Source organism: Rhodococcus sp. AB351, from assembly GCF_049538275.1.
In the GTDB taxonomy this organism is placed as follows: Bacteria; Actinomycetota; Actinomycetes; order Mycobacteriales; family Mycobacteriaceae; genus Rhodococcus.
In genome coordinates this window covers 130,130-152,678 of sequence record NZ_JBMVFW010000006.1, presented here as the reverse complement: position 1 = coordinate 152,678, position 22,549 = coordinate 130,130, and the positions used below count along the sequence as shown (strand labels likewise).

Genomic DNA, 22,549 nt, shown 5'->3' with positions numbered 1-22,549 from the left:
CGGCTGGGGGTCAGGGCAGGACGCGGGCCTTCCACGCCGCGCGTCCGCTGCGCCGGGCTCGGATCGACGACGCCGTGAGCGCACCGAAGGCCAGGACCGATGCCGGGTGTGCCGCGGCGTCCAGCAGGTCGTCGACGGGACGGTCCGGAGCATCCGGGTGTGTGCGTCCTCCCCGTTCGGTGGCGCGCGCAAGGAGCCGTGACGCCATGCCCGCGGCGGTACCGGCCACGCCCCAGCGCCGCGTCCGCCCCTCGCCGAGAAGCGCCGCCGCCGGGGGCACGAGATAGGCGAGGAGATACAGCGCGACCACCGCGGCCGCGCCGGCCGGGGAACCGAACGCCGACCACAACCAGCGGGTGTAACCGCCGATCAGCGGGCGGGGCCCGTCGTACATCCGGCACGACGCCAGCCCGCCCGCGGCCGCGACCGTCGTACGCAGTCCGGCGCGACGCAGTGCCCGGGCCAGATCCAGATCCTCCGTGGGACTCGCCGCGACCGCGGCGTGCCCGCCGATCGCCGCGTAGGCGCGCGCGTCGAAGACGAGGAACTGCCCGCACGCAACCGCCATCGACGGCCGGTGGGTGCGGTGCGAGACCGCGACGGGCAGCACCGAGAACCACGACCAGAACAGCAGCGGCTGCACGAGCCGTTCGAGCGCCGATCCCGTGAGCTGGTACGGGAACGGTGAGACGAGCGCGGCGTCCTGGCGGCGCAGCGGAGCGACGGCGGCGGCGAGCGAGTCGGGTGCGAGCCGGACGTCCGCGTCGACGAACACGACGACGCCGCTGTCGGCTGCCGTTCCGGCGTGGGCGACGGCTGCGGCACACGCGGCCGCCTTTCCGGTCCATCCCTCGGGAGGCGGCTGTGTCGACCGGACGACGGTGATGCGCTCGTCGCCCTCGGCGGCGGCCCCGGCCACCTCGGCGGTGCCGTCGGACGAGTCGTCGTCGAGGATCACCACGCGCAGGGCGCGCAGTCCTGTCTGGGCCCGCAGGTCGGAGACGATCGCGGCGATGCGGGGCGCCTCGTCGCGGGCGGGGACGACGACGGTGACCTGCTCGTCGACCACCGGTCCCGGCACGAGGCTGGGGAGCGCGACGCGGTTCGCGAGAGCGACGGCCGCGCCGTAGGAGGCGACGAGAGCGCCACCGGCGACGAGTCGCGTGAGACCGGGGGACGGGTCGCGCGGAAGGCGGGTCAGGACCGCGTCCCGTTCGCCGACGACCACTGCGGCGCGGGATTACGGGTGAACCAGGCCACGCCCGCGATGATCAGCGTGACACCGAAGGCGGCGCCGGCCATGATCCCGGCCCAGCCCGCGAAACCGCGCGTGTTGGGATCGGCGTAGCGCACCTCCGCGCGGAGGCTGCTCACCTCACCGGCCGGAAGCTTCCAGGTCACGATCGAATCCGATTCGCGGGTGCCGTTGGTGGTCGCCACCCGGGCGGGGAACGCGATGGTGAACTGCACGTCGGTGCCCTGGGTGGGAGCGGATTCGAGATCCACACGTCCGTTCAGGGCGACCAGATCGCCCGAGCGCTGCAGATTGAGCTGGAACATGCCGGCGCTCTGATCGGACATCGTGGCGAGCTGCTGGACGTCGCCGAAGGTGAGGTCGTTGAAGAAGACCTGGCTCCCGACGTAGCCGTCCTGTGAGTACTCCTGCACCCGCACCTTCCCGGCCAGAGCCGAGGGGGCGGTGAGCTCGGGACCGGGATCGTTCTCGTCGGCGGGGATGGTCGCGGCGACGATCTGCCCCGACACACGGTCGTCGGAGGAGATCCCCATCGTCGCCTGCACACGCAGGCAGCCGGTGAGGAGCGGGAGGCCGAGGAGCACGAGCCCCACGACCGCGACGACACGACGGCGGACGGACAGGTTGGACGACTGCACGGAGAACATGGTGCCAGGCACGGTCATCCTCGTCGGTCGTTCGGGTCGCTCGCGGCGAGTCGTGCCTCGTCCCGACCGGGACCGGACACGCGTCCGCGCCACGACCGGACGAGCGAGACCAGCAGGGGAACACCCAGTACCCCCATGACGAGCAACCCGTACACCGCGGAGTAGCGGAGTTCGGGAGCGTCGAGGAAGACGCTGTGGGCGAGCGCCGAACCGAGCCACGTCCACAGGAACAGCGCGATGGGCACGGCATCGTGCCGGGGCGTGTCGGCACGGTCCGACCGGGAATCGACGAGCACGAGCACGGTCGCCATGATCGCGGCGACGAGGATCCAGCCCGCGTAGTTGGTGAGCGGGATGTGCTCGATCCCGGGTAGGCCGCCGGCGTTGCACCACGACCAGTGACCGTCCGCCACCATCTGGGGGTCGAGGTAGAGATCCCAGCCCAGCATGCCGACGGTGACCGCCGCGATCCGGCCGGGACCGTTGCGGACGAGGCGGGAGGCCACGCACCAGACGGGGTACAGACCCGCCGACCACGCCAGCGGCACCACCAGCGGGACGTCGAAGGCGGCCGGTCCGAGCCGGTCGGTGACATAGCTGTAGCAGCCGTAGGGATAGCCGGTCATCGTGCCGACCACCTCGGACAGATATCCGATGCCGGCCGAGCTGACGAACAGGACGACGGCGAAGGTGAGGCCGCGGTTCAGCGCGGCATGGACGAGGCACGCGGCGGTGAGCAGCGTGACGACCGCGACGGTCGCGGCGTCCCGGGCATCACCCGCGGTGAGGGGATAAGCGATCTGGGCGAGGACCGCGGCGACGGCCGGGACGATCGGAAGGATCGTCCGCCGACGGGCCGGCCGGGGCGGTGCGGGGACGCGGGTGTCGGTCACCGCGACACCCAGCCCTTCACGCGGTCGACGAGGCTCCCCTTGGCGTCGGCGAGGGCGACCCGGGCGGCATTGCGTCCGCTCGCACCGGAGACACCACCGCCGGGATGGGTGGAGGCGCCGGTGAGGTAGAGGCCGGGCGCGTCGGGCACCCGGTAACCGGACAGCTCCGGCAGCGGGCGCCACAGGAACATCTGGTCCAGCGACATCTCCACGTGCATGACGTTCCCGCCGAGCAGGCCGAGTTCGCTCTCGATATCCGCGGGGGTCTGCACGTGACAGTGCTCCACGCTCGCGGTGAAGCCGGGAGAGCGCGTCTCCATCTCGGCGAGGATGCGGTCGGTCTCGGCGCCGGCGATGTCCGCCCAGCGACGTCCGCCGCGCAGCGCGTACGGATGCCACTGGGACCACAGCGTGATCTGGTGCTTGCCGTCGGGTGCGATCGTCGGGTCGAGGGCGGAGAAGCTCATCGCGAGGACGGCCGGTCGCGGCGGCAGGTCTCCCGCCATCGCGGCACCGTGCGCGGCGCGCAGGTGGGCGCGGTCGTCGACGAGCAGTTGCAGACCGGAGGTCGTCAGTTCGGGCTCGTCGCAGCCGCGGTAGCGGGGCAGCGAGTCGGTGCCGAGGCGCAGGACCATGCCGATGCCCGGGCCGACCCGCATGCTGCGACGCCAGCCCTCGAGCCGGTCGCGGTCGTATCCGCCGCGGTCGAGCAGATCCAGCGTGGTCAGCACGTGGCATCCGGCGACGACCCTGCGGGCCTGCACCGAGCGTCCCGATTCGGTGCGCACGGTCCACACATCGCCGGTCCGGCGGATCTCGGTGGCGGCGTCGCCGCAGGTCACCGTGCCGCCGTCGGACCGCAGCCGCGACAGCAGGGCCTGGGTGAGCGCGCCGCTCCCGCCGATCGCGCGGCCCGGGGGCAGGGTGTGCATGAGGGCTGCGAAGCCCACCATCGCCGCGGTGCCGGGTTCGGACATGGGCGGCCCGGACTGCGCGCCGAACCAGGCGAGGGCCGCCTTGAGAGGTTCGTCGTCGAAGTACTCGTCGAGCAGGCTGTCGCCGGTGGTGAGGAACCGGCGGGACAGGGCGCTGCCGCCCTCACCGGCGTCGAGTCCCCAGAACGACGACAGCAGGTGCCGGCCGGTCGGGGGACGGGTGAACGACTTCATCACCGCCGCGCTGCGCGGGCCCCAGTCCTGCACGAAGCGGCGGTACGCGTCGGCCTCGCGACGTCCGCAGGCGGCCTCGACGGAGGCGCAGGTCCGGTCGAGATCGCGGTGGAAGACGATGCCGGGACGGTCGGAGTCCGCCGGCGGCGGCGCGTACGCCCACGGGTCGCAGTCGATGTAGCGCAGGCCGTGGGCGGCGAGATCGAGTTCCTCGACGATCCCCGAATGGCGCACCATGATGTGCGCCGAGGAACCCCGGTCGACGGCATATCCGGGGAAACGTTCGACGGTGGAGACGGCGCCGCCCGGCACGGTGTCGCGTTCGAGGATCTCCACCGACCATCCGTCGCGGGCGAGATAACACGCGGAGACCAGGGCGTTGTGGCCCGAGCCGACGACGACGACGTCGAGTGTGGAGTTCATGGGGTACCGCTTCCGTCCGGATCGTCGATCGTGTGGTGGTGGTGCGGAACGAGGTCCGGCTCGAGGGGCAGGCTCCTGCCGAGGACCGCGAACGGGCGGGCGTCGCCGGTGAAGACGAACCGGCGGACGACATCCTGGAATCCGAACCGACGGTACAGCCGCCACGCCCGGTTGTCCTCGCCCGGCACCTCGGGGGTGGACAGCAGTACGGCTGCTTCGGTGCGTTCCCGCAGCAGCGCCGACAGGAGCAGTTCACCGATGCGGCGACCCTGCATGTCGGGTCGGACGTGCAGTTCGGTGAGCTCGAAGTAGTCGGAGAGGACGCGATCGATCTCCTCGGGGGACCGTCCCGAATGGCGCATGCCGGCGCGCACCTGCTGGTTCCACCACTGGCGGGTGTCGCCCCGATAGCCGTACGCGATTCCGACGACGGTGTCCGGATCCTCGGGGAGACTCGCGGCGAACGCCTGCCATCCCGCGCGGGCCGAATGCTCGGACCACATCGGCGCGCGGTGGTACTCCGTGCCGCGGGGATACCGCATCGCCGCGACGTAGACGGCCAGCAGCTGGGGCAGGCGCGCACGGAAGTCCGCGGGGGAGAGTTCGGTGAGGATCGGGGCGTCGTGGCGGGGGTCGGTGGTCATGCGTGACTCGTTCGGGTGGCTCGCGCTGCGTCGGAGGTGCTCGGGTCTCGCTGATCGTTCGGGATGACGTGGCCGCTTTCTCTTGACGGGTTGTCGGTGGGTCCAGCTATATTGAATACGTCGAACGCATGTTCGACACCGGTGATCCGGGGATGTTCGAGGGAAGCGAACATCCCCGGATCACCCTGGGGTCTCCCGCTCGGCGTCCGTGTCGGGCCTCACTCGAGGACAGTGATCTCCGTTCCTCGGCGTTTCGGCGGGAATGCCACCGGATACCGCTCGTTGTAACGAGTGGTGAGACCACGCCGAGGAGGTGCGTGAACATGGCCAACGGTCAGGTCGCGAGTCGAGGCCCGCGTCGGACGTCTCCCACGCTCGGACCGTCCGCATGCATCGACCGTGCCACCTCGGCGCGCGCGGCGACGCTGTTGCGCAAGGCCGACGATCTGCTCTCGGGTGCCGCCGGTGCCGGCGATCCGGGCGAGCGGTTCCGGCTCGCTTATCTGGCAGCGCTGCGCGGTGCCGGTGCGGTGGTCGCCGCCGCGGAGCTGCGGTCCGGGATCCGGCCCCGCCGCCCCGCCACGCGCAACGCATGGGCACTCATGGCGCGCGCCGACGAGTCCTTCGCCGTCTGGGCCGACTACTTCGCCGATCGTTCCGCCACCCGCACCGCGGTCGAGGCGGGGGTCGCGCAGGCGGTGGGAGCCGACGAATCCGGTGCGTTCTACGACGAGGTGGGCCACTTCCTGCACGACGTGGAGGGTTATCTCGACGCCGAAGCAGAGCCGGAGGTCGGTGTCGGTGGGTGACTTTCGCCCCCTCACGAGGGCCTTCGCCGAAGAGGGGATCGAACTCACGTGTGGAGTTTGTGGTCCACAGCGACATCTGCTCGTATTATTGACTCAGGCGGCCGTACGGACGGCCCCCCGCCGGATTCGCCCCACGGATCCGGTGGCCACCGTTTAGTGCCGGGGGAGGTACCGTGCCACTCTCCGAGCACGAGCAGCGCATGCTCGATCAAATCGAGAGCGCGCTCTATGCTGAGGATCCCAAGTTCGCCTCGACCGTGCGTGGCAGCCGGTTGGGGATGGCGTCGAACCGGCGGCGGCTGCAGGCCGGCGCCTTGTTCGTGTTGGGCCTGACGCTGTTGATCGCCGGCGTTGCCCTGCCGCTCAAGCCGGGCGGCTTCCCGATCATCAGTCTGCTCGGGTTCCTCGTGATGTTCGCCGCCGGAGTCCTGTTGCTCCTCGGCGGTCGTCGGTCGTCGACTCCAGGGGCGACGGGCGGTAGTTCCGGTTCCGGAAAGACCGGTCGAAGTTCCCGCGGCGGCAAGAAGTCCTCGGGTGGTGGCTTCACCAACCGCATGGAAGAGCGGTTCCGGAGGCGTTTCGAGCAGGACTGACCTCCTCGACCATCAGGTGTATCGACGACGGCGCGACCCACGGGTCGCGCCGTCGTCGTTTCTCTGTCGACCGACCTCTGGACCTCTGCCCGTCCGTCCGCTCCACTGTCCCTCCACCACCGTGCCCCACCCGCGCGTTCCCCGTCTCCCCACCGCCTCCCACCCCGGCTCCGGACGCAGTGTTTTCCCTGGTCGCCGATTGCTCGGTCCTCGCTCCGCCGGTGGGGCGGAGCGTCGGGGCGCCGACGACGGTCAATCCGGTGTCGTCGCGCGAGGGCGTGTCCCCATTTTTCGCCACCTGCTCTGAGCTGGGAATGTGACGACAACACGCGTGGCCGGGCGGCAGTAATCCGTTTCCGGTGGGGCAAAGTGGGGTAATGTGGGGCGCGGCGGGACAAGGTGTCCTGTCGCGCGAAGCATCCGTCCGGCAGCGGGGAGGCGCCGAGTGTTCCTCGGTACCTACACCCCGAAGTTGGACGACAAGGGCCGGCTCACGCTGCCGGCGAAGTACCGAGACGAGCTGGCGGGAGGGTTGATGATCACGAAGGGGCAGGATCACAGCCTCACCGTGTTCCCTCGCGACGAGTTCGCCGCTCTGGCCGAACGCGCTGCGAGTGCCTCACGGAGCAACCCGCAGGCACGTGCGTTCCTGCGGAGTCTCGCGTCGGGAACGGAGGAGCAGCGACCCGACTCACAAGGCCGGATCACGCTGTCGTCGGCCCACCGCAAGTACGCCGGTCTCACCAAGGACTGCGTGGTGATCGGTTCGGTCAGGTACCTCGAGATCTGGGACGCGACGGCATGGGAGACCTACCTCGCCGAGCACGAAGAAGACTTCTCGGAAGCGAGAGACGAAGCACTACGCGACATCTTGTAACCACGGCTCGGGCTGCGCGGCGAGTGCCGCGAGGCCTCTGCCCGATGTGCCGGCCCTGACGCACTTCCCCAGCGCCAGGTACGGACCGGAGGGCCCTGACGCACTTCCCCGGCGTCAGGTCTCTTCGGACTCGGACAGAGACCTCGAGGCATTCGCCGTCTTCCGTATCCACCCCCGTGGCGGCGAGCACGGTAGCGAGACGAGCGACAGGCAGGCACGAGGCACACCACCGTCCACCCGACGAGTACCCCACAGACCGTAAGCGGCCCGAGCAGGATTCCGGAGGACACATGGTGGACGGCGAGCACGAATCCGTCGATGGTACGGATGAGGCCACCGGTGCCGATGTGACATCTGCGGCGGAGTTCGGCCACGTGCCCGTCATGCTCCAGCGGGCCGTCGATCTTCTCGGCCCCGCTATCGAGAGCGTCGGTCCCGACGGTGAGGGCGCGGTCTACGTCGACGCGACGCTCGGTCTCGGTGGGCACTCCGAACACTTCCTGACGATCTACCCGAAGCTGAGGCTTGTCGGCCTCGACCGCGATACCGACGCACTCGCGATCGCCCGCGAGCGACTCGCACGGTTCTCCGACCGCACCGACTTCGTCCACACCCGCTACGACGGGATCGCCGACGCGCTCGAGAGCGTCGGCCTCGACCGGTACGGCTCGGTCCACGCGGCCCTGTTCGATCTGGGCGTGTCCTCGATGCAGCTCGACGAGGCGGAGCGCGGCTTCGCCTATTCCAAGGACGCCCCGCTCGACATGCGGATGGATGCCACCACCGGCATCACCGCGGCCGATGTCCTCAACACCTACAGCCACGGCGACCTCGCCCGCATCCTGAGCACCTACGGCGAGGAGCGCTTCGCCGGCAAGATCGCCTCCGAGATCGTGCGGACCCGGGCCAAGGCTCCGTTCCGGACGAGCGGCGAACTCGTCGAACTGCTGTACCGCACGATCCCGGCCGCGACCCGCCGTACCGGTGGTCACCCGGCCAAGCGCACCTTCCAGGCGTTGCGGGTCGAGGTCAACGCGGAGCTCGACTCGTTGCGCAATGCGATCCCCGACGCTCTCGACGCTCTCGCGGTGGGCGGCCGGATCGTCTTCATGTCCTACCAGTCGCTCGAGGACAAGGTCGTCAAACAGGAACTGACACCCCGTGCGAAGTCCCGCAGTCCCGAAGGGCTTCCGGTCGAACTGCCCGGGATGGGACCGGAACTGCGCATCCTCACCCGCGGTGCGGAGCGGGCGACGGACGACGAGATCGAGGCCAACCCACGTTCGGCGCCCGTCCGCCTGCGTGCTGCAGAACGAATCGCCAGGAGGTAACCGATGACCGTACAGGTGGCACCCCCGCAGCGCCGGAACCCGGGGCGATCGACCGCAGCGCAGCGTGCCTATCAGCGACGGTCGCAGCGCGCAGCGCAGCTCGGGGTCGAACAGGTGCAGACCCGCGGGCGCACGACGGGCGCCGGACGTGTCCGCACCCGGATCCCGTTCGTCGCCACCATCATCGGGCTTCTGGGCGTGGGCATGGCCGTGACGCTGTTGCTGACCACTCGGGCGACCGAGGACTCCTACGAGCTCAGCGCGGCGCGGTCGCTCAACGAGGAGCTCGCCCAGAAGCGGGCGGTGCTCCAGCGCGACGTCGCCACGGCCGAGTCGGCTCCCGCGCTCGCGGTCGCCGCGGCGGAACTGGGGATGATCCCCACCGGGCAGGTCGCACGGATCGTCGTCGCTCCGGACGGTTCGGTGCAGGTGGTGGGCGATCCGGTCCCGGCCCAGGGTGCCCCGCCGGTCCCGCTGGACCCGCCCGCCCGGGAGGACGCCCGCGTCCAGACCCCGCTGGCCGGCAGCGCCGGGGCGGAGACTCCGCGGCCGCTCGGTGACGTGAGCGAGGAACCTCGGCCGCGCACCGACACCGAGGACACGCGTCGGGCCGCGCCGTCGGCCGACGGCCGCCCGGTGGGCGAGGAACCGGCACCGGCTCCCGTCCCCGCACCCGCGGCGGAGGCTCCCGCGGCCGCCACGCCGGACGTCGAGGGTGCCGCACCTGTACCGCCCGCGGCAGGACAATCGGTACCCGTGAGCGAACTGCCGCAATCCGAAGCGCCCCGTGAGGCGGCGCCCGAAGCACCTGTCCAGGCCGTGCCGACGGAACCCGAGGGCGGGCCTCGGTGAACAACCGCTCCACCCCTCGGCGTGCACCGCAGCGACGTTCCACCCCGGCGACGCGCGGCGGCCGGGCTCGAATGCCCGCGCCGCGCGATCGCAAGCAGCGCGACCGGACGAGTTTCGCGTTCCGCAACAAGTGGGGCCGGATCGGCATGTTCGGCATTCTGGGCGTAGCCGTCGCCCAGTTGCTGTCCGTGCAGCTCGTCCAGGCTCCCGCACTGTCCGCCGAAGCCGCCAGCCAGCGCACCACCCGACTCGTCGAACCCGCGACCCGCGGCACCATCGCCGATCGCAACGGCGAACCGCTCGCCTACACCATGGAGGCGAAGGCACTGACCTTCCAACCCGTGCGGGTGCGAAAGGAACTCGAGGAGGAACGCGCGAAGGACCCGTCCCGGCCCGAGGTCTCCGAATATCTCGAGGGTGTCGCGTCGGCGGTCCACGAGGCGCTCGGTGCTGCGGCGCCGGAGAGGGACGTGCTCGAGATGCTCGAGAGCGACGAGACCTTCGTCTACCTCGCCCGCGGCGTCGATCCGGGGGTCGCGGCGGAGATCGTCGACGAGTACGACAAGGTCGGCACCGAGCGTCAGGACATCCGTCTGTATCCGGGCGGATCGCTCGCCGCCAATCTCGTCGGCGCGACCGGCTGGGACGGACACGGCCTGATCGGGCTCGAAGCGTCGATGGACGCCGTGCTGGCGGGTACCGACGGTTCATCCACCTACGACCGCGGGTCCGACGGCGCCGTCATCCCGGGCAGCTGGCGCGACCGTCAGCCCGCCGTCGACGGTTCCTCCGTCGAGCTCACGATCGACAACGACCTGCAGTACCACGTGCAGCAGGAGGTGCAGCGCGCGAAGGACCTGTCCGGAGCGAAGAACGCCTCCGCCGTGGTGCTCGACGCGCACACCGGCGAAGTGCTCGCCATGTCGAACGACAGCACCTTCGACCCGTCGATCGGTGTCGCGAACAACCCGCCCGACGCCGAACAGGGCAATCTCGCGGTCAGTTCGCCGTTCGAACCCGGATCCGTGAACAAGATCATCACCGCGGCCGCGGCGATCGAGGACGGTCTGACCCGACCCGACGAGGTCCTGCAGGTCCCCGGCACGATCACCATGGCCGGCGCGACCGTCAAGGACGCCTGGGATCACGGGGTCGTGCCGTACACCACGACGGGTGTGTTCGGGAAGTCGTCGAACGTCGGCACGCTCATGCTCGCGGAGCGGATCGGCGAGGACCGCTTCGCCGAGATGCTGCGACTGTTCGGTCTCGGCCAGCGCACCGACGTCGGCCTGCCCGGCGAATCCGCGGGTCTGCTGCCCAGCCGGGAGCAGTGGTCGGGCGGCACCTTCGCGAACCTTCCCATCGGCCAGGGTCTGTCGATGACGCTGCTGCAGATGACCGCGATCTACCAGACCATCGCGAACGACGGCGAGCGTGTCCCGCCGCGGGTCGTGCGCGCGACCGTCGCGCCGGACGGCACGCGCACCGAGACACCCCGCCCCGATCCGGTGCGGGTGGTGAGCCCGCAGACCGCCGCGACGGTGCGCGACATGTTCCGCTCCGTCGTCCAGTCCGACACGGGCAACCAGCAGGGCACCGGCGCGGGCGCCGCCATCGAGGGCTATCGGATCTCGGGCAAGACGGGCACCGCCCAGCAGATCGACCAGAACTGCAAGTGCTATTCGAACTCCGACTACTGGATCACCTTCGCCGGCATCGCGCCGTCCGACGATCCGCGCTACGTCGTGGGCATCATGCTCGACGCCCCGACCCGCAGCTCCGACGGCAGCGGTGGCCAATCGGCTGCGCCGCTGTTCCGCAACATCGCGTCGTGGTTGCTGCAGCGCGACGGCGTGCCGCTGTCGGCCGAACCGGAGAGCAAGTTGATCCTCCAGGTCGACTGACGAGGTGACCGTGGCGCCTCGGTAGGCTGACACGTCGGTAACGTGACACGACGATCGTCGCCGAGACCGCATCGGGAACGAACCCGGGAACATCCGTCGGAGTGCCTGCAGACGAGCTGCAGCGAAGCGAGAGGAAACTGGTGCCTGTGCCATCGAGTCCGGATCCGGCTCCTCCGGAGGAGGGGCGGAGACCCGAGCACCCACCGATGACGCAGATCTCGGTTCTCGCCGACGCCATCGGGGCGCGCGTCGAGATCGTCAATGCAGCCGCCGGAGATGATGCGGCCCGTGCGGCCGCGGTCACCGGCATCGACCTGCGCGCCCAGGGCATCCGCCCCGGCGACGTCTTCGCCGCGCTGCCCGGCGCGCGCGCCCACGGCGCCTCCTTCGCGGGCACCGCGCTCGAGCGCGGAGCGGTCGCCGTGCTGACCGACGAGGCCGGTCGCGATCTCGTCGCCGAGGCCACCTCGGATCCGGTCGCCGTCCTCGTCCATCCCGAGCCGCGTGCCGCGCTGGGGGCGGCGTCGGCCACCGTCTACGGACACCCCTCCCGGAGCATGCAGGTCATCGGCATCACGGGCACGTCCGGTAAGACCACGACCTCCTATCTCGTCGAGGCCGGTCTGGTCGCGGCCGGACGCGTCGTGGGTCTCGTCGGCACGGTGGAGACCCGGATCGAGGGGATCCGCGTGCCGAGCACCCTCACGACCCCCGAGGCACCGCAGCTGCACGCCCTGTTCGCCGTCATGCGCGAACGCGGTGTCGACACCGTCGTGATGGAGGTCTCCAGCCACGCCCTCGCGCTCGGTCGCGTGGACGCCACCGAGTTCGCCGTCGGCGGGTTCACCAACCTGTCCCAGGACCATCTCGACTTCCACAAGGACCTCGACGACTACTTCGGCGCGAAGGCCCGGCTGTTCGCCGAGGACTCGCCGGTCCGGGCCCACCGCGCGGTGGTGTGCACCGACGACGCGTGGGGACGCCGCATGGCCGAGGTCGCATCGGCAGGCCGCGACGACGCGACCGCAGTCCGCACGGTCACCACGGGTGGCGACAGTGCATCCGGTGCCGCCGGTCGCGCCGGTGCCGACTGGACGGTGACCGACGAGGTCCCCGAAGAGACGGGCGTGCAGCAGTTCACCCTGACCGGTCCGGACGGGATCGCCCGCCGCGCCACCGTCGGCCTGCCGGGCCGCTACAACGTCACCAACGCCGCTCTCGCCGTGGCGCTCTGCGCCGAGGTGGGCGCCGACATCGACGCCGCGATCCGCGGTATCGCCGATGTCGCGGTGCCCGGCCGGGTCGAACGGGTCGAGCGCGGACAGGACTTCCTCGCCGTCGTCGACTACGCCCACAAGCCCGCCGCACTCGAAGCGGTCATCGGAACCCTGCGCGCCGCGACCGAGGGACGCATCGCCGTCGTCGTCGGTGCGGGCGGCGACCGCGACCGGACGAAACGGCCGATCATGGGCGAGGTCGCGGCGCGGGCCGCCGATCTGGTGGTCGTGACCGACGACAACCCCCGAACCGAGAGCCCCGCCGCCATCCGCGCGGCCGTCCTCGACGGTGCGCACTCCGTTCCGCCGGCCGAACGCGGCGAGATCCTCGAGATCGGCGACCGCGCCGCGGCGATCGCCGCCGCGGTCGCGTGGGCGCGCCCGGGCGACGTCGTCCTCGTCGCCGGCAAGGGCCACGAGACGGGGCAGGAGATCGACGGAGTGAAGCATCCCTTCGACGACCGCGAGGTCCTCGGCGCAGCTCTCGACAAGTACCGGACCGCAGGACCCGACGGTGACCATCCGCCTGCTGCGGGCGGTTCGCATCACGGAGGCAAGGCATGATCCCGATGACATTGGCTCGGATCGCGGAGGTCGTCGGGGGCACCCTGCACGACGTCGACGATCCGTCCGCCGAGGTGACCGGTTCCGTCGAGTTCGACTCGCGACGGATCGGTCCCGGCGGCCTGTTCCTGGCGCTGCCCGGTGCGCGCTCGGACGGACACGATCACGCCGCGGCCGCCGTCGCCGCCGGTGCGGTCGCGGTCCTGGCCGCACGGCCGGTGGGTGTGCCCGCCATCGTGGTGCCGCCGATCCCGCCGACCGAGACCAACGCCCTCGCGCTCGAACACGACAGAGACGGATCCGGCGCGGCCGTGCTCGCCGGCCTCGCGAAGCTCGCCCGCACCGTGGTGGACACGCTCACCGACGCCGGCCTCACCGTCGTCGGTGTCACCGGTTCGGCGGGCAAGACGTCCACGAAGGACATGATCGCCGCCGTGCTCGCACCGCTCGGGGAGGTCGTAGCCCCGCCCGGCTCGTTCAACAACGAACTCGGCCACCCCTGGACCGCGCTGCGCGCCACCGAATCCACCCGGTTCCTCGTCCTCGAGAAGTCGGCGCGGGGCCCCGGGCACATCGCGACCCTGACCCGCATCGCCCCGCCGCGGATCGGTGTCGTGCTCAACGTCGGTACCGCCCACCTCGGCGAGTTCGGTTCGCAGGAGGTCATCGCCAAGACGAAGGGCGAACTCGTCGAGGCGCTGCCCAGCGCCGCCGACGGGGGAGTGGCGATCCTCAACGCCGACGACACCCTCGTGTCGAAGATGGCGACCCGCACCACCGGTCGCGTGGTGACCGTCGGGACCGGGTCCGGTGCCGCCTACCGCGCCGAGGACATCCACCTCGACGATCAGGCGCGTGCCTCCTTCACCGCCGTCGTTCCCGGCGCCGACGGACAGGAGCGGCGTGTGCCCGTGCGCCTGGCCGTGCACGGCGAACACCAGATCGGCAACGCCCTGTCGGCGATCGCCGTCGCCGTGGAATGCGGTGCGACGGTCGAGCAGGCCGCCGAGGCGCTCGCGACGGCGGGTCCCGTCTCGGCGCACCGCATGGCGGTACAGACCCGATCCGACGGGGTGACCGTCATCGACGACGCCTACAACGCCAATCCCGATTCCATGCGCGCAGCCGTGAAGGCCCTGGTCACCATGGCGCGGTCCGGCCCGGCTCCCCGGCGCACCTTCGCGGTGCTGGGGGAGATGGCCGAGCTCGGGGACGACGCCGTCGTCGCCCACGACGCCATCGGACGCCTCGCCGTGCGCCTCGACGTCACCCGCATCATCGCCGTCGGCGCCACCCGACCGGTCCGGGGTCTGTTCCAGGGCGCCGTGATGGAAGGATCGTGGGGTGAGGAAGCGAGCCACGTCCCCGATGCCGACGCCGCGATCGCGTTGCTGCGCGACGAACTGGAACCGGGCGACATCGTGCTCGTGAAGGCATCGCAGTCCGTGGGACTGTGGACCGTCGCCGAGGCCGTCCTCGCGGACGACCCGGCCGGTAACGGAAACAACGACGCTGCTGTGGGGACGGAGGACGCCCGGTGAGACAGATCCTGTTCGCGGCGGGCATCGCGCTCGCAGTCTCGATCCTGCTCACCCCCGTCCTGATCAAGATGTTCTCCCGGCAGGGCTTCGGGCAGGAGATCCGGGTCGAGGGCCCACAGAGCCACCAGTCCAAGCGCGGCACCCCCACCATGGGCGGCGTCGCGATCCTCGCCGGTCTGTGGGCCGGTTACTGGGGATCGCATCTCATCGGCATGGGATACGACGCGGAAGGTCCCACCGCCTCCGGTCTGCTCGTGCTCGGCCTGACGACCGCGCTCGGTGGCGTCGGCTTCCTCGACGACTTCATCAAGATCCGCAAGCAACGCAATCTCGGCCTGAACAAGACGGCCAAGCTCGTCGGCCAGCTCGTCGTCGCCGTGGGCTTCGGCATCCTCGCGCTGCAGTTCCGCAATGCGGACGGCCTCACCCCGGCCAGCACCGATCTGTCCTACGTGCGCGACATCGCCACGGTCTCGATGGGCTCGATCGTGTTCATCCTGTTCGTCTACCTGCTGGTCAGCGCATGGTCTAACGCGGTGAACCTCACCGACGGCCTCGACGGTCTCGCTGCCGGTTCGATGGCGCTGGTGCTCGGCGCCTACGTCATCATCACCTTCTGGCAGTACCGCAACGCGTGCGCCGTGGAACCGACCGCCGGCTGCTACGACGTCCGCGACCCGCTCGACCTGGCGTTGCTGTGCGCCGCCGGCGCCGCCGCCTGCATCGGCTTCCTGTGGTGGAACGCCGCACCGGCCAAGATCTTCATGGGTGACACCGGCTCGCTCGCCCTCGGTGGCATGCTCGCCGGTCTGTCCATCACGACCCGCACCGAGCTGCTCATGGTGGTCATCGGCGCGCTGTTCGTCGCGGAGGCCGCCTCGGTGGTCATCCAGGTCGCGGTCTTCCGGTCCAGCCGCAGGCGGGTGTTCCGGATGGCACCCTTCCATCATCACTTCGAACTCGGTGGATGGGCCGAGACCACGGTGATCATCCGGTTCTGGTTGCTCGCCGCCATCGCCTCGGCGATCGGTCTGGCCCTCTTCTACAGCGAATACCTCGCGGCGATCGGGGACTGACCGTGACCGACGAACTCGAACGGCTCAGGGGACGGGCGGTGCTCGTCGCCGGGGCAGGGGTGTCCGGCCGCGCGACGATCCAACCCCTCACCGATCTCGGCGCCCACGTCACCGTCACCGACCGCAACGAGCGGGCACTGGCCGAGTGCGCGGCGCTCGGCGCCCGGACTGTCGACCACGACAGCCTCCTCGACGACCCCACCGCGCTGCGGGAGTTCGCCCTGGTGGTCACGAGTCCCGGATTCCCGCCCGACGCGCCGTTGCTCTCGCGTGCGGCCGGTGCGGCGATACCCATCTGGGGCGACATCGAACTGTCCTGGCGCATCGACCGCGCCGAGGTCTACGGTCCGGCCCGACGCTGGCTGGTGGTCACCGGGACGAACGGCAAGACCACCACCACCATGATGCTGCACGCGATCCTCGAGGCCGCCGGTCTCGGCAGCGTCGCGTGCGGCAACATCGGTCTTCCCGTGCTCGACGCCCTGCGCCGCGACGAGCCGCGGGCCGATGTCCTCGCCGTCGAGTTGTCGTCCTTCCAGCTGCACTGGGCGCCCTCGGTTCGGCCCGAGGCCGGTGTCGTGCTCAACATCGCCGAGGACCATCTCGACTGGCACGGCGGCATCGAGAACTACATCGAGGCCAAACTCGGTGCCCTCACCGGCGCCGTCGGCGTCATCGGTCTCGACGACCCGATCGCCGGTGGTCTCGGCGACCGTTCCCGTGCCGTCCTCACCGTGGGTTTCACCCTGGGTTATCCGCAGGAGGGTGAACTCGGGATCAGCGGAGAACTGCTCGTCGACCGGGCGTTCGCCGATTCCGCTGTACTCGCTCGCGTGGACGACGTGACGCCGCCCGGCCCCGCGGGACTGTCCGACGCCCTCGCGGCCGCCGCCCTCGCGCGGGCGATCGACGTGCCGGCCTCGGCGGTGCACGACGGCCTGCGACGGCACCGCGTCGGCCCGCACCGCGCCGCGCCGGTCGGACAGGTCGACGGCGTCGAGTACATCGACGACTCGAAGGCGACCAATCCGCACGCGGCCCGCAGTTCGCTGCTCGCCCGCGACCGCGTGGTGTGGATCGCCGGTGGTCTGCTCAAGGGCGCCCGCGTGGACGACCTGGTCGCCGAGGTGGCGCCACGACTGTCCGGAGCCGTGTTGCTCGGCCGCGATGCCGGCGAAATCGCCGAAGCGCTGGCGCGACACGCCCCGCAGGTCCCGGTCGTCGTCGTCGACACGGGCGACGATGAAGCGATGACCGATGCGACGAGCGAGACCGACACCGCTTCGGTGAACGCGACAGGCACTGCTCCGGTGCGGAGGGCCGCGGCGCCGGGCGCCGACGGTCCCGCCGCGATGCGCGTGGCGGTCCGGGAAGCGGCCGCGCTCGCCTCGCCGGGGGAGACGGTGCTGCTCGCGCCGGCCGCGGCATCGCTCGACATGTTCGCCGATTACGCGGAACGCGGCCGTAGCTTCGCGTCCGCGGTCGAGGAACTCCGCGGGGGCGGGACGCAACCGTGACCCCTCGGGCAGGAGCGACCCGAGCAGGGGCGAACACCGACGAGCCGGTGGTCGGAGTACGCGGCCGGTTCGGGGCCTGGATGGCGCGACCGCTCGCGTCGTTCCATCTCGTGGTGACGATCGCCGTCCTGCTCACCGTGCTCGGCCTCGTCATGGTGCTGTCGTCGTCGAGCGTCGGCGCGGTGGCCGCGGCGGGATCGGCCTACGGACTGTTCACCTCCCAGGTGATCTTCGCCGTCCTGGGCATGGTGATCTTCTACATCGCGCTGCAGATCCCGGTCCGGGTGATGCGACGCTTCGCCTTCCCGGCGTTCGCGTTCTCGGTCGTGCTGCTCGTGCTCGTGCTCATACCGGGCATCGGTACGGTCTCGCAGGGCACCCGGGGCTGGTTCGTCATCGCCGGTATCTCGCTGCAGCCGGCGGAGATCGCCAAGATCACGCTCGCCGTATGGGGCGCGCACCTGCTCGCGTCCCGGCGCGGCGAGAACTCGACGCTGCGCGAGATGCTCGTCCCGCTCGTCCCGGCCGCCCTGCTCGTGACCGGCCTGATCGTGCTCCAGCCCGACCTCGGCACCACCGTGTCGATCGTGATCATCGTGCTCGCCCTGCTGTGGTTCGCGGGCCTGCCGCTCAAGGTGTTCCTCGGGATCGTCGGCACGGCCGCCACACTCGCGGTGATCCTCGCTCTGACGGCCGGCTACCGCTCGCAGCGTGTGCGGGCCTTCTTCAACCCCGGCGACGACCCGCAGGGCGCCGGTTATCAGGCGCGACAGGCGAAGTTCTCCCTCGCCGACGGCGGCCTGTGGGGTCGCGGGCTCGGCCAGAGCCGCGCGAAGTGGAGCTATCTGCCCAACGCCCACAACGACTTCATCTTCGCGATCATCGGTGAGGAACTCGGCTTCCTCGGCGGAGTGGCCGTCATCGGCCTGTTCGGTCTGTTCGCCTATGTCGGACTGCGGATCGCGATGCGCTCGGCCGACCCCTTCCTGCGCCTGTTCACCGCGACTGCGACGACGTGGATCATCGGCCAGGCCTTCATCAACATCGGCTACGTCGTGGGACTGCTGCCCGTGACCGGCCTGCAGCTGCCGCTCGTGTCGGCCGGTGGCACCTCGACGGCCACCACCCTGCTGATGTTCGGTCTGATCGCCAATGCGGCCAGACACGAACCCGAAGCGATCGCGGCGCTGCACGCGGGACAGGACGGCCGGTTCGCCCGGTTGTTGCGCCTGCGCAAGCCGGAGGCCTACCGGGCCGGTCGTTCCTCGGCGGCGCGTACGGTCGCAGCACGACAGCCACGAGCACGGGCCGCGGTCCCCGAGCGCAGTGCCCGCCCCGCGGCGGGTGGTGGGGGCTCGCGCAAGCGGCAGACCCCGGCGCCGAACGAGCGGCAACGGGGAGCTGCGCAGGACCGCCGGGGATCGGCGGGCCGGACGCAACCCCGCGAGGGGACCGGCCGGGCCCGGCGCACGCAACCCGCGCGCGAACCCGCCCGGGGCCGGCAGCAGACGAACCGCACGACACGCGGATCGAACGGACGAAGCGGAGAGAGAGGGAACCGTAGGTGAGTGGGGAGAGGCCGGCACTGTCGGTGGTGGTGGCCGGAGGCGGCACGGCCGGTCATATCGAACCGGCGCTCGCGGTGGCCGACGCCGTCCGCGCACTCGTGCCCGACGCGCGGATCACCGCGCTCGGCACCGAACGGGGACTCGAGACGACGCTGGTGCCGCGCCGCGGATATCCTCTCGAACTCATCCCACCGGTGCCGCTGCCCCGCAAGCCGACGACCGACCTGCTGAAGTTGCCGGGCCGGGTCGTCTCGTCGGTGCGCCGCACCCGGCAGATCCTCGACGAGGTCGAAGCCGACGTCGTCGTCGGTTTCGGCGGGTACGTGGCGCTGCCCGCCTATCTCGCAGCCGGCGCCGGTCCGCTGCGTCGACGCCGGCGCATCCCGGTCGTCGTCCACGAGGCCAACGCCGGCGCGGGCATCGCCAACCGGATCGGTGCCCTGCGGGCCGAGCGTGTGCTCGCCGCCGTCCCGCGCTCGGGCATCGTCCGGCGTGGCGACGCGCAGATCGTGGGGATCCCGGTCCGCTCGTCGATCACCGGTCTCGACCGCGCCGGGCTGCGCGCGGAGGCACGACGGCACTTCGGTCTGCCCGACGACGTGCCCGTGCTGCTCGTGTTCGGCGGGTCGCAGGGTGCCCGCTCGCTGAACGAGGCCGTGGCCGGCGCGTCCGCGGCGCTCGCGGAGGCCGGCATCGCCGTGCTGCACGCGCACGGACCGAAGAACACCGTGGACATCCCCGCCCATCCCGGTCACGCCCGCGCCCCGTACGTCACCGTGCCCTATCTCGAACGGATGGACCTCGCGTACTCCGCCGCCGACGCGGTGGTCTGCCGGTCCGGGGCCATGACGGTCGCGGAGGTCTCGGCGGTGGGGCTGCCCGCCGTGTACGTGCCGCTCCCGCACGGGAACGGTGAACAGGAACTCAACGCCCGGCCCGTCGTCGAGGCCGGTGGTGGCAGGATCGTCGCCGACGGCGACCTGAGTTCGGACTATGTCGCCACGGAAGTGGTGTCGTTGCTCGGCGACGAGCGGAGACTCGTGGAGATGGGGCGCAGCGCCGCGGCCGCCGGTCACCGCAGTGCCGCGGACGAGATGGCTCGCATAGTGCTCGAGGTTGCCGGAGTGGAACCGAACAGGAGTGAACGATGAGTGCGCAGTTGCCCGCCGAACTCGAGCGGGTGCACATGGTCGGTATCGGCGGTGCCGGGATGTCGGGCATCGCCCGGATCCTGCTCGCCCGTGGGGGACAGGTGTCGGGTTCCGACGCGAAGGAGAGCCGCGGTGTGCTCGCGCTGCGGGCGCGCGGTGCGCAGGTCCGCATCGGCCATGCCGCCGAGGCGCTCGACCTGCTCGAGGGTGGCCCCACCGCCCTGGTCACGACGTTCGCGGCCATCCCGAAGGACAATCCCGAGCTGGTCGCCGCCCGCGAGCGGGGCATCCCGATCCTGTTGCGCCCCGCGGTCCTCGCCTCGCTGATGCGAGGGAACCGCACCTTCCTGGTCTCGGGCACCCACGGCAAGACCTCCACGACGTCGATGCTCGTCGTCGCGTTGCAGCACTGCGGCTTCGATCCGTCCTTCGCGGTCGGCGGTGAACTCAACGAATCCGGGACCAACGCGCATCACGGCAGCGGGGACGTCTTCGTCGCCGAGGCCGACGAGAGCGACGGCTCGCTGCTGCAGTACGACCCGAACACCGTGATCGTCACGAACATCGAGGCCGATCACCTCGACTACTTCGGCACGCCGGAGGCGTACACGGCGGTCTTCGACGAGTTCGTCGCCCGCATCGCGCCCGGCGGCCTGCTCGTCGTGTGCCTCGACGATCCCGGCTCGGCGGCCCTCGCCGAACGCGTCGTCGCCCTCGGCCGCGACGACCTGCGGGTGCAGGGTTACGGCACCGCCGACGTCATCGGCACGGCAGGCGACCACCGCGGCGTTCCCGTCGGGGTGCGGCTGCTCGGCTGGGAGGCCAAGGATGTCGGCGGCGTCGCCGAGTTCCACCTCGCGGGTGAGGATTCGCCGCGCACCGTGCGACTGTCCGTCCCCGGCCGGCACATGGCGCTCAACGCTCTGGCTGCGCTGCTCGCCGCGCTCGAAGCGGGAGCGCAGGTCGACGAGGCGCTGGAGGGACTCGCCGGTTTCGGCGGTGTGCACCGGCGGTTCCAGTACACCGGCCGCGAACACGGCGTGCGGGTGTTCGACGACTACGCCCACCATCCCACCGAGGTCCGCGCGGTCCTCGCGGCCGCGGCCGAACTCGTCGCCGGAGAGCCGCTGCGCTACACCGAGACCGGCACCGAACGACCCCGCGTGATCGTCGTCTTCCAGCCGCACCTCTACTCGCGCACCGAGGCGTTCGCCACCGAGTTCGGGCAGGCGCTCGACCTCGCCGACGAGGTCGTGGTGCTCGACGTCTACGGCGCCCGGGAGGAACCGATCCCCGGGGTGAGCGGTGCGCTGGTCGCGCGGGCGGTGAGCAAGCCGGTGCACTACCAGCCGAATCTGTCCGCGGTGCCCCGGCAGGTCGCGCGCCTGACCCGGCCGGGCGACGTCGTGATCACGATGGGCGCCGGTGACGTCACGATGCTGGGGCGGCAGATCCTCGACGCGCTGCACAGCAAACCGGGTCGTTTCCGTCCGGCCGGGGCGGTTCCCGAGCCCGGTGGATTCCGCGCACCCGGCGGTTCCGGACCGGAGCCGATCGGCTCGTGACGCCCGCCGCCGTCTCGTCACGCCGCCGTCGCGGGCGACCGTCACGCGAATCCCGTGAGCCCGACGAAGCCCGTGAACGCAGCACCGCCCGGCGCCCGTCCGGGCGGTCGGTGCGCCTGCGGACCGTGCTCGTCGGGGCGGCTGTCGTGGCGGTGCTCCTCGGAGGCATCGCGGTGGCCTGGTTGTCGCCGTTGCTGTCCGTGCGGGTGATCGAGGTGGACGGGATCGAGGTCGTCACCTACGACGAGGTGGTCGACGCGCTCGCGGTCGCCGAGGGCACGCCGCTGCTCCGGGTCGACACGGCCGGGGCGGCCCAGCGGGTCGCGACGATTCCGCGCGCGGCGTCGGTCCGGGTCCAGCGGGTCTATCCCTCCACCGTGCGGGTGACGGTGACCGAGCGCGAGGCGATGGTCTTCTTCGATGCACCCGACGGCACCCATTCGGTCGACATCGAGGGGGTCGACTTCGCGGTCGAGCCGCCTCCGATGTTCACTCCCCGCCTCGTCACCCCGACGCCGGGCACCGGCGATCCCGCGACCCGCGCCGCCGTGGAGGTGCTCGACAGGTTGCCGCCCGAGCTGCGCGTGCAGGTGGAGACGATCGAAGCGCCCTCCCCGTCCGACATCTCGATCGTCCTCACCGACGGGCGTGTCGTGGTGTGGGGCGGAACCGATCGTTCCGAGCGGAAGGCGGCGGTCGTCGGCCCGCTGCTGACGCAGCCGGGGGAGCGATTCGACGTGGCGAGTCCCGACCTGCCGACGGTGAGGTGAGGGATCGACGAAATTCGTCCGGCGTGTCCGGCGCGTCTACTGGCTAATCCCGGTACCCGTGCCATAGCGTTTCGGACAGTCGCGTTACTTGACATAACCTTCAAGCTGTGGTTGAGGGTTTGT

General features: G+C 71.0%; 19 protein-coding genes. 14 read left to right on the top strand and 5 right to left on the bottom strand.

Features of this window, described 5'->3' with window-relative positions:
* Positions 1-10: 10 nt before the first annotated feature.
* The 5 genes from ACPCXD_RS14780 to ACPCXD_RS14760 are packed head-to-tail and all read right to left on the bottom strand — an operon-like array spanning position 11 to position 5,031.
* On the bottom strand, positions 11-1,228 hold the full coding sequence (locus ACPCXD_RS14780; RefSeq protein WP_160875748.1) for a glycosyltransferase family 2 protein: 1,218 nt from the start codon (positions 1,226-1,228) through the stop codon (positions 11-13).
* On the bottom strand, positions 1,198-1,920 hold the full coding sequence (locus ACPCXD_RS14775; RefSeq protein WP_120283258.1) for an LppM family (lipo)protein: 723 nt from the start codon (positions 1,918-1,920) through the stop codon (positions 1,198-1,200). The genes ACPCXD_RS14780 and ACPCXD_RS14775 overlap by 31 nt, the downstream gene beginning before the upstream one ends.
* The gene (locus ACPCXD_RS14770) at positions 1,917-2,795 is read right to left on the bottom strand and encodes a carotenoid biosynthesis protein (protein WP_423660115.1); all 879 of its coding nucleotides are present in this window, start codon (positions 2,793-2,795) and stop codon (positions 1,917-1,919) included. Before ACPCXD_RS14770 ends, ACPCXD_RS14775 begins: the two co-directional genes overlap by 4 nt.
* Positions 2,792-4,387 (bottom strand): phytoene desaturase family protein, encoded by a 1,596-nt coding sequence (locus ACPCXD_RS14765; RefSeq protein WP_301845435.1) that lies wholly within the window; start codon positions 4,385-4,387, stop codon positions 2,792-2,794. Before ACPCXD_RS14765 ends, ACPCXD_RS14770 begins: the two co-directional genes overlap by 4 nt.
* Positions 4,384-5,031 (bottom strand): GNAT family N-acetyltransferase, encoded by a 648-nt coding sequence (locus tag ACPCXD_RS14760; protein WP_016693817.1) that lies wholly within the window; start codon positions 5,029-5,031, stop codon positions 4,384-4,386. Before ACPCXD_RS14760 ends, ACPCXD_RS14765 begins: the two co-directional genes overlap by 4 nt.
* 323 nt (positions 5,032-5,354) lie before the next feature.
* Here ACPCXD_RS14760 and ACPCXD_RS14755 point away from each other — a divergent pair, with 323 nt between their 5' ends.
* From ACPCXD_RS14755 to ACPCXD_RS14690, 14 genes are all read left to right on the top strand, one after another.
* The gene (locus ACPCXD_RS14755) at positions 5,355-5,840 is read left to right on the top strand and encodes an SAV_6107 family HEPN domain-containing protein (protein WP_160875754.1); all 486 of its coding nucleotides are present in this window, start codon (positions 5,355-5,357) and stop codon (positions 5,838-5,840) included.
* A gap of 173 nt (positions 5,841-6,013) precedes the next feature.
* Positions 6,014-6,433 (top strand): SCO2097 family morphological protein, encoded by a 420-nt coding sequence (locus ACPCXD_RS14750; RefSeq protein ID WP_088897283.1) that lies wholly within the window; start codon positions 6,014-6,016, stop codon positions 6,431-6,433.
* Between the two features lie 445 nt (positions 6,434-6,878).
* Positions 6,879-7,310, top strand: coding sequence for a division/cell wall cluster transcriptional repressor MraZ (mraZ, locus tag ACPCXD_RS14745; RefSeq protein ID WP_006554148.1), 432 nt, complete (start codon positions 6,879-6,881; stop codon positions 7,308-7,310).
* Positions 7,311-7,600: 290 nt separating this feature from the next.
* A complete protein-coding gene (gene rsmH, locus ACPCXD_RS14740) occupies positions 7,601-8,641 on the top strand; it encodes a 16S rRNA (cytosine(1402)-N(4))-methyltransferase RsmH (RefSeq protein ID WP_016693815.1) in 1,041 nt (346 codons plus the stop codon).
* A gap of 3 nt (positions 8,642-8,644) precedes the next feature.
* Positions 8,645-9,493, top strand: coding sequence for a cell division protein FtsL (ftsL, locus tag ACPCXD_RS14735; protein WP_258260645.1), 849 nt, complete (start codon positions 8,645-8,647; stop codon positions 9,491-9,493).
* Between the two features lie 71 nt (positions 9,494-9,564).
* Positions 9,565-11,397, top strand: a complete 1,833-nt coding sequence (locus ACPCXD_RS14730; protein WP_423660110.1) for a peptidoglycan D,D-transpeptidase FtsI family protein — start codon at positions 9,565-9,567, stop codon at positions 11,395-11,397.
* 206 nt (positions 11,398-11,603) lie between these two features.
* Positions 11,604-13,238, top strand: a complete 1,635-nt coding sequence (locus ACPCXD_RS14725) for a UDP-N-acetylmuramoyl-L-alanyl-D-glutamate--2,6-diaminopimelate ligase (protein ID WP_258260647.1) — start codon at positions 11,604-11,606, stop codon at positions 13,236-13,238.
* Complete coding sequence (locus ACPCXD_RS14720; protein WP_423660108.1) at positions 13,235-14,779, top strand: UDP-N-acetylmuramoyl-tripeptide--D-alanyl-D-alanine ligase; 1,545 nt, start codon at positions 13,235-13,237, stop codon at positions 14,777-14,779. Before ACPCXD_RS14725 ends, ACPCXD_RS14720 begins: the two co-directional genes overlap by 4 nt.
* Positions 14,776-15,855 carry a phospho-N-acetylmuramoyl-pentapeptide-transferase gene (gene mraY, locus ACPCXD_RS14715; protein WP_016693810.1) on the top strand — a complete coding sequence of 360 codons (1,080 nt, stop codon included), beginning with the start codon at positions 14,776-14,778 and terminating at the stop codon, positions 15,853-15,855. The genes ACPCXD_RS14720 and mraY overlap by 4 nt, the downstream gene beginning before the upstream one ends.
* A 2-nt stretch (positions 15,856-15,857) precedes the next feature.
* Entirely contained in the window at positions 15,858-17,372 is a 1,515-nt protein-coding gene (murD, locus tag ACPCXD_RS14710; protein ID WP_229565041.1) for a UDP-N-acetylmuramoyl-L-alanine--D-glutamate ligase, read from the top strand.
* 80 nt (positions 17,373-17,452) lie between these two features.
* A complete protein-coding gene (ftsW, locus tag ACPCXD_RS14705; protein ID WP_160875898.1) occupies positions 17,453-18,940 on the top strand; it encodes a putative lipid II flippase FtsW in 1,488 nt (495 codons plus the stop codon).
* The gene (gene murG, locus ACPCXD_RS14700) at positions 18,937-20,091 is read left to right on the top strand and encodes an undecaprenyldiphospho-muramoylpentapeptide beta-N-acetylglucosaminyltransferase (RefSeq protein ID WP_016693807.1); all 1,155 of its coding nucleotides are present in this window, start codon (positions 18,937-18,939) and stop codon (positions 20,089-20,091) included. The genes ftsW and murG overlap by 4 nt, the downstream gene beginning before the upstream one ends.
* Complete coding sequence (gene murC / locus ACPCXD_RS14695) at positions 20,088-21,656, top strand: UDP-N-acetylmuramate--L-alanine ligase (RefSeq protein WP_160875764.1); 1,569 nt, start codon at positions 20,088-20,090, stop codon at positions 21,654-21,656. Before murG ends, murC begins: the two co-directional genes overlap by 4 nt.
* Complete coding sequence (locus tag ACPCXD_RS14690) at positions 21,653-22,426, top strand: cell division protein FtsQ/DivIB (protein ID WP_419957092.1); 774 nt, start codon at positions 21,653-21,655, stop codon at positions 22,424-22,426. The genes murC and ACPCXD_RS14690 overlap by 4 nt, the downstream gene beginning before the upstream one ends.
* Positions 22,427-22,549 lie beyond the last annotated feature (123 nt).

Coding starts and splice junctions, on each gene's coding strand:
- ACPCXD_RS14760 (WP_016693817.1), bottom strand. CDS start 5,031: ATGACCACCGACCCCCGCCACGACGCCCCGATCCTCACCGAACTCTCC.
- ACPCXD_RS14720 (WP_423660108.1), top strand. CDS start 13,235: ATGATCCCGATGACATTGGCTCGGATCGCGGAGGTCGTCGGGGGCACC.
- murC (WP_160875764.1), top strand. CDS start 20,088: ATGAGTGCGCAGTTGCCCGCCGAACTCGAGCGGGTGCACATGGTCGGT.
- ACPCXD_RS14765 (WP_301845435.1), bottom strand. CDS start 4,387: ATGAACTCCACACTCGACGTCGTCGTCGTCGGCTCGGGCCACAACGCC.
- ftsW (WP_160875898.1), top strand. CDS start 17,453: ATGGCGCGACCGCTCGCGTCGTTCCATCTCGTGGTGACGATCGCCGTC.
- rsmH (WP_016693815.1), top strand. CDS start 7,601: ATGGTGGACGGCGAGCACGAATCCGTCGATGGTACGGATGAGGCCACC.
- ftsL (WP_258260645.1), top strand. CDS start 8,645: ATGACCGTACAGGTGGCACCCCCGCAGCGCCGGAACCCGGGGCGATCG.
- ACPCXD_RS14755 (WP_160875754.1), top strand. CDS start 5,355: ATGGCCAACGGTCAGGTCGCGAGTCGAGGCCCGCGTCGGACGTCTCCC.
- ACPCXD_RS14725 (WP_258260647.1), top strand. CDS start 11,604: ATGACGCAGATCTCGGTTCTCGCCGACGCCATCGGGGCGCGCGTCGAG.
- ACPCXD_RS14730 (WP_423660110.1), top strand. CDS start 9,565: ATGCCCGCGCCGCGCGATCGCAAGCAGCGCGACCGGACGAGTTTCGCG.
- ACPCXD_RS14775 (WP_120283258.1), bottom strand. CDS start 1,920: ATGACCGTGCCTGGCACCATGTTCTCCGTGCAGTCGTCCAACCTGTCC.